15 protein-coding genes are annotated in these 11,595 nt (G+C 67.6%); 7 read left to right on the top strand and 8 right to left on the bottom strand.

Going from position 1 to position 11,595, the window contains the following annotated elements:
• Together ACNPNP_RS09200 and ACNPNP_RS09195 are read right to left on the bottom strand one after the other, a co-directional pair.
• Nucleotides 1-638 (bottom strand): DEAD/DEAH box helicase (locus tag ACNPNP_RS09200; protein WP_448965724.1); only part of this gene is annotated, 638 nt, incomplete at its 3' end.
• A 49-nt stretch (nucleotides 639-687) separates the two neighbouring features.
• Nucleotides 688-2,388 (bottom strand): long-chain-fatty-acid--CoA ligase, encoded by a 1,701-nt coding sequence (locus ACNPNP_RS09195; protein ID WP_448965723.1) that lies wholly within the window; start codon nucleotides 2,386-2,388, stop codon nucleotides 688-690.
• Nucleotides 2,389-2,460: 72 nt separating this feature from the next.
• Here ACNPNP_RS09195 and gatC point away from each other — a divergent pair, with 72 nt between their 5' ends.
• From gatC to ACNPNP_RS09165, 6 genes are all read left to right on the top strand, one after another.
• Entirely contained in the window at nucleotides 2,461-2,760 is a 300-nt protein-coding gene (gene gatC, locus ACNPNP_RS09190) for an Asp-tRNA(Asn)/Glu-tRNA(Gln) amidotransferase subunit GatC (protein WP_448965722.1), read from the top strand.
• Nucleotides 2,757-4,274 carry an Asp-tRNA(Asn)/Glu-tRNA(Gln) amidotransferase subunit GatA gene (gene gatA, locus ACNPNP_RS09185; protein WP_448965721.1) on the top strand — a complete coding sequence of 506 codons (1,518 nt, stop codon included), beginning with the start codon at nucleotides 2,757-2,759 and terminating at the stop codon, nucleotides 4,272-4,274. The genes gatC and gatA overlap by 4 nt, the downstream gene beginning before the upstream one ends.
• On the top strand, nucleotides 4,274-5,806 hold the full coding sequence (gene gatB / locus ACNPNP_RS09180; protein WP_448965720.1) for an Asp-tRNA(Asn)/Glu-tRNA(Gln) amidotransferase subunit GatB: 1,533 nt from the start codon (nucleotides 4,274-4,276) through the stop codon (nucleotides 5,804-5,806). The genes gatA and gatB overlap by 1 nt, the downstream gene beginning before the upstream one ends.
• A 157-nt stretch (nucleotides 5,807-5,963) precedes the next feature.
• Entirely contained in the window at nucleotides 5,964-7,220 is a 1,257-nt protein-coding gene (gene dinB / locus ACNPNP_RS09175) for a DNA polymerase IV (RefSeq protein WP_448965719.1), read from the top strand.
• Between the two features lie 37 nt (nucleotides 7,221-7,257).
• Entirely contained in the window at nucleotides 7,258-7,578 is a 321-nt protein-coding gene (locus ACNPNP_RS09170) for a hypothetical protein (protein ID WP_448965718.1), read from the top strand.
• Entirely contained in the window at nucleotides 7,562-8,143 is a 582-nt protein-coding gene (locus ACNPNP_RS09165; protein ID WP_448965717.1) for a nucleoside/nucleotide kinase family protein, read from the top strand. The genes ACNPNP_RS09170 and ACNPNP_RS09165 overlap by 17 nt, the downstream gene beginning before the upstream one ends.
• 30 nt (nucleotides 8,144-8,173) lie before the next feature.
• Here ACNPNP_RS09165 and ACNPNP_RS09160 read toward each other — a convergent pair whose 3' ends face one another.
• From ACNPNP_RS09160 to ACNPNP_RS09135, 6 genes are all read right to left on the bottom strand, one after another.
• Complete coding sequence (locus tag ACNPNP_RS09160; protein WP_448965716.1) at nucleotides 8,174-8,518, bottom strand: YciI family protein; 345 nt, start codon at nucleotides 8,516-8,518, stop codon at nucleotides 8,174-8,176.
• A 68-nt stretch (nucleotides 8,519-8,586) separates the two neighbouring features.
• On the bottom strand, nucleotides 8,587-9,057 hold the full coding sequence (locus ACNPNP_RS09155; protein WP_448965715.1) for a DUF2017 family protein: 471 nt from the start codon (nucleotides 9,055-9,057) through the stop codon (nucleotides 8,587-8,589).
• Nucleotides 9,054-9,350, bottom strand: a complete 297-nt coding sequence (gene clpS / locus ACNPNP_RS09150; protein WP_448965714.1) for an ATP-dependent Clp protease adapter ClpS — start codon at nucleotides 9,348-9,350, stop codon at nucleotides 9,054-9,056. The genes ACNPNP_RS09155 and clpS overlap by 4 nt, the downstream gene beginning before the upstream one ends.
• Nucleotides 9,347-9,694 (bottom strand): metallopeptidase family protein, encoded by a 348-nt coding sequence (locus tag ACNPNP_RS09145; protein WP_448966157.1) that lies wholly within the window; start codon nucleotides 9,692-9,694, stop codon nucleotides 9,347-9,349. The genes clpS and ACNPNP_RS09145 overlap by 4 nt, the downstream gene beginning before the upstream one ends.
• Before the next feature lie 28 nt (nucleotides 9,695-9,722).
• Nucleotides 9,723-10,352, bottom strand: a complete 630-nt coding sequence (locus ACNPNP_RS09140; protein ID WP_448965713.1) for a LysE family transporter — start codon at nucleotides 10,350-10,352, stop codon at nucleotides 9,723-9,725.
• Between the two features lie 21 nt (nucleotides 10,353-10,373).
• Entirely contained in the window at nucleotides 10,374-10,829 is a 456-nt protein-coding gene (locus ACNPNP_RS09135) for a DUF2000 family protein (protein WP_448965712.1), read from the bottom strand.
• Between the two features lie 48 nt (nucleotides 10,830-10,877).
• Between ACNPNP_RS09135 and ACNPNP_RS09130 the strand changes: the two genes are divergently transcribed.
• Nucleotides 10,878-11,595 (top strand): helix-turn-helix transcriptional regulator (locus ACNPNP_RS09130; protein ID WP_448965711.1); only part of this gene is annotated, 718 nt, incomplete at its 3' end.

The raw sequence follows: 11,595 nt of genomic DNA, 5'->3' as shown, positions 1-11,595 counted from the left end.
TGCTGCGCGAGGCGTCGGATCTGCGCCGGCATCGTCGCCGAGAACAGGGCGACCTGCTTCTCGGTCGGCGTCTGGGCGAGGATCTGCTCGACGTCTTCGGCGAAGCCCATCTTCAGCATCTCGTCGGCCTCATCGAGCACGAGGTACTTGAGTTCGGAGAGGTCGAGCGTGCCCTTGGCCAAGTGGTCCATGATGCGGCCGGGGGTTCCGACGACGATGTGCACGCCGCGTCGCAGTGCCGAGAGCTGAACGCCGTAGCCCTGGCCGCCGTAGACCGGCAGCACGTGCACGCCCTTCATCTTCGTGGCGTACGACTCGAACGCCTCGCAGACCTGGAGCGCGAGCTCACGGGTCGGTGCCAGCACCAGCGCCTGCGGCGTCTTCTGCGACACGTCGAGACGTTCGAGCACCGGCAGCGCGAACGCCGCGGTCTTGCCGGTACCGGTCTGCGCCATGCCGACGACGTCGCGGCCGCCGAGCAGGGTGGGGATGGTGGCCGCCTGGATGGGCGACGGGGTCTCGTATCCGAGGCCGCGGATCGCCGCGAGGACTGGTCCGGTGATGCCGAGTTCCTCGAATCCGGGGGTCGCGGGGGATTCGTCGGTGGGCTCGTTCAACTCTGCATCTTCAGGGGTCACTACCTAAAGGTAGCGCGTCGAGTCCCTGCTCACCTGTGAAGACGCGGCGTCAGCTCCCGCTCGTCAGCGATTCGAGCTTCTCCTTCACCTGACGACGCAGCACCTTGCCGATCAGCGACTTCGGCAGTTCGTCGACCACGAATATCCTCCGCGGGACTTTGTAGGCGGTGAGGATGCTGCGTGCGAACTGGCGGATGGCCTCCTCATCGAGTTCGGCGCCGGCGTCCAGGACGACCGCGGCGACCACCTCTTCACCGGAGTGGTCGCTGTGCAGGCCGACCACTGCGGCGTCCGCCACCGACGGGTGCTGCCGCAGGGCGTTCTCGACCTCGGTCGGTGCGACGTTGAAGCCACCGGTGACGATGAGTTCCTTGATGCGGTCGACGATCCGCACGAATCCCTTCTCGTCGATCGTCACGATATCGCCGGTGCGATACCAGCCGTCGACGAACGACTCCTCGGTGGCTTCCGGCTTGCCGTAGTAGCCGCCGAACACCTGCGGTCCGCGCACCACGAGTTCGCCAGGAGCGCCGGGCTCGACGTCCTCGGTCGGATTCTCCGGGTCCACGACACGGCACTCGGTGCCCGGGAGCGGAAGCCCCACCGTGCCGGGGACGCGGTGCTCCGCCACCGGATTCGCCATCAGCACGGGCGAGCATTCGCTGAGACCGTAACCCTCGACGAGGTAGCCGCCGGTGGCCTCCTCGAACGGCACGACCAATTCGTGCGGGAGGGCCATCGCACCGGAGATCGCGACTTCAGTGCCGGCGAGCGAGATGCCTCTGGCCTCGGCGGCCTTGAGCAGCCGATCTGCGATCGGGGGCACGAGCGGCAGGAAGGTCGCCGGGTGCTTCTTCACGACGTCGAGGACCAGCTCGGGATCGAACTTCGGGAAGAGCACGAGGCGCGCGCCCATCGACATCGCGAACGTCAGGCAGAGCGTCAGGCCGTAGGCGTGGAACATGGGCAGCACGGCGTACACGACGCAGCCGTGACCGCGTCGGATCGACGGCACCCAAGCCTTCGCCTGCGCGGCGTTGGAGAGGAGGTTGCGGTGGGTCAGCGCGGCACCTTTGGGTGTGCCGGTCGTACCGGAGGTGTACTGGATGATCGCGAGATCGTCGGTCGTGGGCTTCGGATGCGACGCGGGCAGCGGCGTCGCGCCGACGACCTGCTTCCACGGGATCGCACCGCGCACCTTCTCTGTGAGCGCGGCGCGGGACTCGCGTGCCTTCGCGATCGGCAGGGTCAGGGCGATCCGTGTGAGCAGCGGCATCGCCGTCGTGACGTCCACCGACACCAGCGACGTGACGGCGAGGTCTTCGGGGAACTCCTGCACGGTCTTCACGACCTTGCTCCACACGATCGCGTGCTTGGCCCCGTGATCCTCGAACTGCTTGCGCAGCTCTCGCGGCGTGTACAGCGGGTTGTGCTCGACGACCACCGCGCCGAGGCGCAGGACGGCGTAGAACGCGATGATGTGCTGCGGACAGTTCGGCAGCACGATCGCGACAGGGTCTCCCTGGCCGACGCCCAGATCGCGCAGGCCCGAGGCGGCGCGGTCGATGGCGCTCTGCAGCTCGGCGTACGTCGTCTCCTGCCCGAAGAACTGCAGCGCGACAGCATCCGGATAGTCGCGTGCGGACGCCGCGACGATGTCGACGAGTGAACCGTCGACGGGGGAGAGCTCTTCGGGCACACCCTCGGCGTAGCTGGCGACCCATGGACGAGGGGGATCGAACGTCGTCATGGCGACAGCCTATTGCGCCGCACGGCCAGGACGGCGCGCGGGGCCGTCGATGGTGCGAACTAGACTGGGGTGGTGTCTGAAATCACCCCTGATCTCGTGCGCCATCTCGGCATGCTCGCACGCATCCAGCTGAACGACGACGAGGTGACGCGGCTCACGGGCCAGCTCGATGCCATCGTCGACAACATCGCGAAGGTGTCGGAGGTGGCGACGTCGGATGTGGCGGCCACCAGCCACCCCATCCCGCTCGCGAACGTCTTCCGCCCCGATGTGGTCGGCGAGACTCTCACGCACGAGCAGGTGCTGCAGAATGCGCCGGATGCCGCGGACGGCCGTTTCCGCGTGACCGCGATCCTCGGGGAGGAGCAGTGAGCGATCTGATCCGTCTGACAGCCGCGGAGCTCGCGGACAGGCTCGCCGCAGGCGACGTCTCCAGCCGTGAGGCCACGCAGGCCCACCTCGACCGCATCGCGGCGGTCGACGGCGATGTGCACGCATTCCTGCACGTGAACGAGGGCGCTCTCGCCGCTGCCGACGCGGTCGACGACGCTCGGGCAGCGGGAGAGCGGCTGCACCCGCTCGCCGGTGTGCCGCTCGCGATCAAGGACGTCCTGGTCACCACCGATCAGCCGACCACGAGCGGGTCGAGGATCCTCGAGGGCTACATGTCGCCGTACGACGCGACGGTCGTCGCGCGTGCACGTGCGGCCGGTCTCGTACCGCTCGGCAAGACCAACATGGACGAGTTCGCGATGGGCTCGTCCACCGAGCACTCCGCGTACGGCCCGACACGCAACCCGTGGGATCTCGATCGGATCCCCGGCGGTTCCGGCGGTGGCTCGGCCGCTGCCGTCGCCGCCTTCGAAGCACCGCTCGCGCTCGGCTCCGACACCGGCGGTTCGATCCGCCAGCCCGCGCACGTCACCGGTACAGTCGGCATCAAGCCGACCTACGGCGGCGTCAGCCGCTACGGTGCGATCGCATTGGCCTCCAGCCTCGACCAGGTCGGTCCCGTCACACGTACGGTGCTCGACTCGGGTCTGCTGCACGACGTCATCGGCGGTCATGACCCCAAGGACTCCACCTCGCTCACCGACGCCTGGCCGTCGTTCGCGGATGCAGCCCGTGAGGGCGCACGTGGCGATGTGCTCAAGGGACTGAAGGTCGGCATCATCAAGGAGCTGCCGGACTCGGGCTTCCAGCCCGGCGTCGCCGCATCCTTCCGCGCGTCGCTCGACCTGCTCGAAGCCCACGGCGCCGAGATCGTCGAGATCTCCACGCCGCACTTCGAGTACGGCGTCGCCGCCTATTACCTGATCCTCCCCGCCGAGGCATCCAGCAACCTGGCGAAGTTCGACTCGGTGCGCTTCGGCCTGCGGGTCACCCCTGACGGCAACCCCACGGTGGAGGACGTCATGTCGGCCACGCGCGAGGCCGGGTTCGGCGACGAGGTCAAGCGCCGCATCATCCTGGGGACGTACGCACTGTCGGCGGGTTACTACGACGCGTACTACGGCAGCGCGCAGAAGGTGCGCACGCTGATCCAGAAGGACTTCGACGACGCGTTCGCACAGGTCGACGTCATCGCGACGCCGTCCGCGCCGACCACGGCGTTCAAGATCGGCGAGAAGATCGACGACCCGCTGCAGATGTACCTGAACGACGTCACGACGATCCCGGCGAACCTCGCCGGCGTCCCCGGCATCTCGATCCCTTCCGGGCTCGCAGAGGAGGACGGCATGCCCGTCGGCATCCAGTTCCTCGCCCCGGCGCACGAGGACGCCCGTCTGTACCGCGTCGGTGCAGCGCTCGAGACCGCACTCGTCGACTCGTGGGGTGCTCCTCTGCTCACCCGCGCACCCCAGCTCGCAGGAGGGACCCGCTGATGGCTGCCGCAGCAAAGCTGATGGACTTCGACAAGGCCCTCGAGCTGTTCGAGCCGGTGCTCGGATTCGAGGTGCACGTCGAGCTCAACACGAACACGAAGATGTTCTCCGACGCGCCGAACCCGGCCAACGAGAAATATCACGCGGCGGAGCCGAACACGCTGATCGCACCCGTCGACATGGGCCTTCCCGGTGCCATGCCCGTCGTGAACGAGACGGCGATCCGCTCGTCGATCAGCCTCGGCCTCGCGCTGGGCTGCTCGATCGCGGAGTCGAGCCGCTTCGCCAGGAAGAACTACTTCTACCCCGATCTCGGCAAGAACTACCAGATCTCGCAGTACGACGAGCCGATCGCCTACCGCGGATCGGTCGTCGTCGAGCTCGAGGACGGCACGCTCGTGACCGTGCCGATCGAGCGCGCGCACATGGAGGAGGACGCCGGAAAGCTCACCCACATGGGTGGGGCGACCGGCCGCATCCAGGGTGCGGAGTACTCGCTGGTCGACTACAACCGCGCCGGTGTACCGCTGGTCGAGATCGTCACCGACATCATCTACGGCACCGAGCACCGTGCGCCGGAGGTCGCGAAGGCGTATGTCTCCACGATCCGCGACATCGTGCGCAGCCTCGGCATCTCGGAGGCGCGACTCGAACGCGGCAACCTGCGGTGCGATGCGAACGTCTCGCTGCGGCCGCGTGTCGCGGAGGGCGAGCAGCCGGCGCCGCTGGGCACGCGCACCGAGACGAAGAACGTCAACTCGATGCGCTCGGTCGAGCGCGCAGTGCGGCACGAGATCCAGCGTCAGGCGCAGATCCTCGCCGACGGCGGCACGATCATCCAGGAGACCCGTCACTGGCACGAGGACACCGGCACGACGTCTCCGGGGCGGCCGAAGTCCGACGCGGACGACTACCGGTACTTCCCCGAGCCCGACCTGCTGCCGGTGCAGCCCACGAGCGAACTGATCGAGGAGCTGCGGGCCGAGCTGCCCGAGCAGCCAGTGGCGCGACGTCGCCGGCTCAAGGCGGAGTGGAACTTCACCGACCTGGAGTTCCAGGACGTGCGCAACGGCAACCTGATCGACGAGGTCGAGGCGACCATCGCCGCCGGCGCCACGCCGGCCGCCGCGCGCAAGTGGTGGACCGGTGAGATCTCCCGCCTCGCGAACTCCCAGGACAAGGATGCCGCAGGCCTCATCTCCCCTGAGAACGTCGCCGCGCTGCAGAAGCTCATCGATGAGGGGACGCTCACCGACAAGCTCGCCCGCCAGGTGCTCGAAGGCGTCATCGCCGGTGAAGGCACCCCGCAGGAGGTCGTCGACGGGCGCGGACTCGCCGTCGTCTCGGATGACGGAGCTCTCATCGCCGCGATCGACGATGCGCTCGCAGCGCAGCCCGACGTCATGGCGAAGATCAAGGACGGCAAGGTCCAGGCCGCCGGCGCGGTCATCGGCGCCGTCATGAAGGCCATGAAGGGGCAGGCGGATGCCGCTCGCGTGCGGGAGCTCATCCTGGAGCGCGCCGCGCAGTAGTCGTCGACCCGACACTTCGGGAGGTCGCACCCGCGCCGCCTGTCACTTCGGGGGCCGACACGCCAAATGTCGGACTGATTCTCGTGGTCCGTCCGACATCTGGCGTGTCAGCCCCCAGTCTGTGACCGATGTCGGTGACCTCGGGGAGAATGGAAGCATGGGGCGCGGTGACGGACGAGGCAGGCTCGTCTCTCCTGACGGTGCCGACGACACGGGCACACGCATCCTCCACGTCGACATGGATGCCTTCTATGCCGCCGTCGAGGTGATGGACGACCCATCCCTGCGGGGCCTGCCGTTGATCATCGGGGCATCTGACGGGCGATCGGTCGTGTCCAGTGCGTCGTATGAGGCGCGCAGATACGGAGTTCGCGCTGCGATGCCGGTGAGTCAGGCGATGCGCCTGTGTCCGAGCGCCAGGATCGTCATGCCGCACTTCGACCGCTATCAGGCGGTGTCGCGCCAGGTGATGGAGATCTTCGAATCGATCACGCCGCTCGTCGAGCCGCTCTCCGTCGACGAGGCGTTCCTCGACGTGCAGGGCGTCCGCCGTCTGTGGGGGAGCCCGGGGCAGATCGCACGGCTCGTCAGAGAGCGCGTGCAGGCTGAAGTCGGCATCAGCTGCAGCGTCGGCGTCGCCGCGACCAAACACGTCGCCAAGATGGCATCGACGATCTCGAAACCGGACGGGATGCTCATCGTCACCGCTGCGGACACACTCGACTTCCTCGCACCCCGATCGGTGCGAACGATGTGGGGCGTGGGACCGAAGGCGTCGGACGCGTTGGAGGCGCGCGGCATCCGCACGATCGGCGACATCCGCGACTCACCGCAGGACATGCTCGACCGCGCCGTCGGACCGGCGCTGGGAGCGCGCATCGCCCAGCTCGCCCGTGGAGAGGACGCGAGGGCTGTCGAGACCGAACGGGTCGAGAAGAGCGTCGGGCACGAGGAGACGTTCGACGTCGACGTGACCGACCGCGAATTCCTTCGTGCCGAGCTGCTCCGACTCGCCGATCGAGTCGCTGTGCGGCTTCGCAAGGCCTCGTGGGAGTGCGCGACTGTCGCGATCAAGATCCGCTTCGACGACTTCACCACGTTGAGCCGGTCCCAGACGCTCGCCGAGCCCACATCCGTCGGGCAGCGCATCGGCGAGGCGGCGCAGAAGCTGTACGAGTCGATCGACCGGCGCGATCCCGTGCGACTGGTCGGCGTGCGCGCCGAGAGACTCCGCCCGGCCGGTGGAGCGGCCTTCGCGCTGTGGGACGACGACGAGCACTGGCGCAAGGTCGAGGGCGCTCTCGACGACGCCAGGGCCCGTTTCGGCAGCGCCACGATCACACGTGCCCGGCATGTCGGTCGCGGCGATGGACGCGGAACCGTCCGGCATCCGAAGGATCACGGCTTCGATTGAGCTCCCGGTCCGGCCTTCCGTCGACTAGCGTGGACTCATGCCGAACATCGCACTGGACCTCGGAAAGCAAGTCGCATCCTTCGGCGTGAAGAGCGCCTACGGAGAGCCGCAGGATGTCGACGGAGTGAGCATCACACCGGTCGCGCTGACCTGGGCGGGCTTCGGCGGCGGCTCGGACGAAACCGGGAACGGTGGCGGGGGAGGCGGAGGCGTCTCCATTCCCGTCGGGGTATACGTCCGCCGCGAAGAGGGTCTGCGCTTCGAGCCGAACCTGGTGGCGCTGCTGGCCGTGGCGATCCCGTTCGTGTGGGTCGCAGGGCGTGCGCTCTCCCGCGTGATCCGTGCCCTCAAGAAATGACGACCCGGTCGCGCAGGCTCTTCAGCGCGCGGCCGTCGGCATCATCGACGCCATCATCGCGGTCGAAGCATCCAATCCCGTCGTCCTGATCGACGGCCGCGCCGGTGCCGGGAAGACGACTCTGTCCCGCATGGTCGCAGCGAACTGGCCCCTGGCCGGGCGCCCGCAGCTGATCGCGCTGGACTCGCTCTATCCAGGATGGGACGGCCTCGACGCCGGTGTGGAACGCGCACTGCACGACATCCTGCGGCCGCATGCGCGCGGGCTGCTCAGCACGTGGCGCCGGTGGGATTGGGAGCTGGAGACCGACGCTGAGGCGCATGCCGTCACGCCCGCCCTCGGGGTCATCCTCGAAGGATGCGGGGCCGTGAACCCGGCGACAGCGCGCCTCGCAGATGTCAGCGTATGGGTTGAGGCTCCGGACGCTGCACGCAAGCGGCGCGCTCTCGACCGCGACGGTGACGGATTCCGCCCGCACTGGGATCGCTGGGCCGCGCAGGAGCAGAGGCATCTGGATCGCGACGATCCGCGTGCGCTCGCGACGCTGCGGGTCACGATCCCCTGATCGACTTCTCGCTGGTCGGCTCCGTCTGGATCAGCCGACCATGCCGCCACTGTGGACGAGTCGGACCTCGACACCGGCGGAGCCGCGGATGGCGGGGTTGGTGCCCGCGATCGCGAGCGCGTCATCCCACGTCTCCGCCTCGATGATGTAGACGCCGGCAACCACCTGCGCTGCATCGACGAACGGGCCGTCGGTCACTCCCTCGGCGCGGATCGATCGAGCGAGGTCTCGAGGAGTGAACGCCCACGCGGCCTTCATCGCACCGGACTCGGCGAGCTCGTCGCCGTGTCCGTTCGGCTCGGCGAGGTCTTCCTCGGACGCATCGAGGGCGTGTGCGGAGTCGTCGGTGTAGATCAGGACTGCATACTGCGGCATGGCATCTCCGATGATGATGAGCTTCTCTTACTGCGCAGAGTACTCGTCGTGCGCGTCGGCGAGAGCGATCAGACCGTCGAGACGGAAGCCCAGCCAGTCGTACACGCCGAATCGCGGATCCTCCAGGTCGTGCTCATCGTCTTCCGCAGTGATCTCCAGCGGGTGGCGATCACGAGACGCAGGGCAGTGAGCGTGCGCAACCAGGAATCGACATCGGGAGCCGGGATCACGACATCGCGCTGGGCGAGTGCCTCGTCCTCGGCGAGATCCTCGGCCGCGGTCGTGAGGAACGGCGTCAGCCCGTTGCGCACGACGGCAGCGTCCGCCGTTCGCCTGTCGAGAAGGTCGTCGTGGGTGGCGGCGGAGAACTCCGCCGACGCCTCGGCATCCTCAGGATAAGGATCCGGCGTGAGCCGGGTCAGTCCTGGATCGGGTTCTCCGTCGAAGCCCGTGAGCATGTCGGTGAACTCTTCGACGAGACCGGCCAGGTGGATGCCCTCCACGACGGCGAGAGAGAGGCGGATCACGGGATCGGTCATTGCGGGGCCTTCCTCACCGTCGCCCACAGGCCGTAGTCGTGCATGGCCTGCGCGTGCACCTCCATCGTCTCGCGGGGACCGGTTGCGACGATCGCGTGACCGTCGTTGTGCACGGCGAGCATGAGCGTCGTGGCGTGCTCGGCCGAGTACCCGAAGTACGTGCGGAAGACCCGCGCGACGTAGCTCATCAGATTCACGGGATCGTTCCAGACCACGACCTGCCATGGTTCGAGGGGAGCCGCCCGGAGGTCGGTGACCTCGCCGAGGTCGGGCGTTGCGATCGGAATGCTCATGCCCATCCCATCTCGTGCAGCTGCGTGTCGTCGATGCCGAAGAAATGCGCAATCTCGTGGACCAGCGTCGTGTGGATCTCTTCGCGGAGTTCCTGTTCATCTTCGCACTCCGCGAGATGCGATTCACGGAACAGGATGATGCGATCGGGCAGTTCGCCCATGCCGTACTGGCCGCGCTCGGTCAGCGCGAGACCGTCGTACATCCCCAGCAGATCGAGACTCCCGTCCTCCGGGCGGTCCTCGACGACGAAGATCAGATTCTCCAGGCCGCTCACCATCTCATCGGGCAGTCTGTCGAGCTCGTCGACGACGAGCTGCTCGAAGGTCGCGGCATCCATTTCCATCATCGACAAGCCTATGGCCCGGCAGGGGTCAGTGGACGAACAGCAGCAGTGCGGCGACGGCGAGGAAGAGCACACCGAAGACGGTGTTCAGGATCCGCTGACCGCGTGCCGTTCCCGTCACGCGCTGGAACGGCCGCGCCGCGGTCGCGAAGAATCCCCACATCACGAGCACATCCACGGTGACGACCGTCGCGATCAGGATCAGATATTGGGGGAGTGCGGGCTGATCGAGTCGGATGAACTGCGGGATGAAGGCGAGGAAGAACACGATCGCCTTCGGATTGAGCAGATTGACCCAGAAGCCTCGTCTGATCATCGACCAGCGGCTCGTCGGCAGCCGAGGCGCGTCTGCCGCCTTCTCGCCGGCATCGCGGACGCGGGTCAGGATCAGCCTGAGCCCGAGGTAGGCGAGGTACGCCGCACCCGCGTATCGGATAAGGGCGAACAGCACGGGCGATCGCGAGACGATGAGGCCCACACCAGCCGCGACGATCACGACGTGCACGATCAGAGCCACCTGCAGGCCGATCACGCCCCATATCGAGCGCCGCCACCCTTCGGTGAGCGACGTCGACATCGTGTTGATGGCGCCGGCCCCCGGGGTGAAACTGATGACGGCCGATGCCGCGAGCAGGGAGAGCCAGACCGTCAGTGACACCAGGCAATCCTATGGCGGCGTTCACGCATGCATGCGCGCACCCTTGAGCAGACGGTCCACCACGTTCTTCGGTCCGCGCAGCGCGACGCCGACCAGGTCGAGCTCGTCGGCCGATACCTCCGCGACGGCCGCGCGATTGGCCTCGTCGTGGGACGTCGAGAAGAGTTCGCTGATGTACACCGCGACGGCGACATCATCCCTCGCGGTGGCCTTCGCCCTGGCTCTGGCGAGCAGCGCGGAATCCGCGGTCATGACGAGGACGGGCTGGCGGAGCATCGGCAGGTACTCGGTGCCATCGTGGTCGCGGTACGGCTGGCCGACGAGTCCAGGGCCACTGGTGGCGATCCCGCTCATGAGGAAGGCTGTCACGTTGAGCTCCTGCCAGGCTTTGAGATCGTCGCGCAGCACCACGGCCACTTTCGTGTCGAATCGGTATGGCGACGATTCCGCATCGGGAGCGGTGGCGAGGGAGGTCATCCTCCGATTCTGAGCCGTCGCCCGATGCAGGTCTTGTACGTTTCTTGCATGGGCGATTCGATCCGTGCGTGGCATCCGGCCGTGTCGGGACTGCGCGAGGTGCTGCACGCGTCGTTCGACGACCACGCGTATCCGATGCACGCGCACGATGACTGGACTGTGCTGCTGATCGACAGCGGTGCCGTGTCGTACGACTTGGAGCGGGTCCGCCATCTCGCGCTCCCGGACGCGGTGACCGTGCTGCCGCCCGGGGTTCCGCATGACGGGCGCTCTGCCACCAGGGGACGAGGGTTCCGCAAACGCGTGCTGTACCTCGAATCCTCGTGGTTGCCGAAGACGGCGCCGTCCGTCGCGGCCGCGAACCCGACATTCGACGACGTCGAGATCGTGGCGGCGGTGCGATCGATCCATCGTGCGCTGCGCGAGCCTGCGGAGCTCCTGGATGCCGAGCACGAGACGCACGTGCTCCGCGAGCGCCTGCTGATGAGGGTGGACACGCCGGTGCACCGGGCGGCAGACACCCCGCTCGCGAGGCGAGCACGTGCGCTGCTGGATGATCGTGCGCTGGAGGGATTCAGCATCGCCGACGTCGCCGCAGAACTCGGTGCGCACCCGAGCCATCTCACGCGGTCATTCACCCGTGCGTACGGAATGCCACCGCACCGGTACCTGATCAGCCGACGGGTCGATCATGCCCGTCGGCTTCTGGTCGATGGCTGGAAACCGGCGGATGCCGCGGCATCCGCCGGGTTCCATGATCAGGCCC

This window comes from Microbacterium xerophyticum, from assembly GCF_053543555.1.
This window is presented reverse-complemented; position numbering and strand designations above follow the sequence as displayed.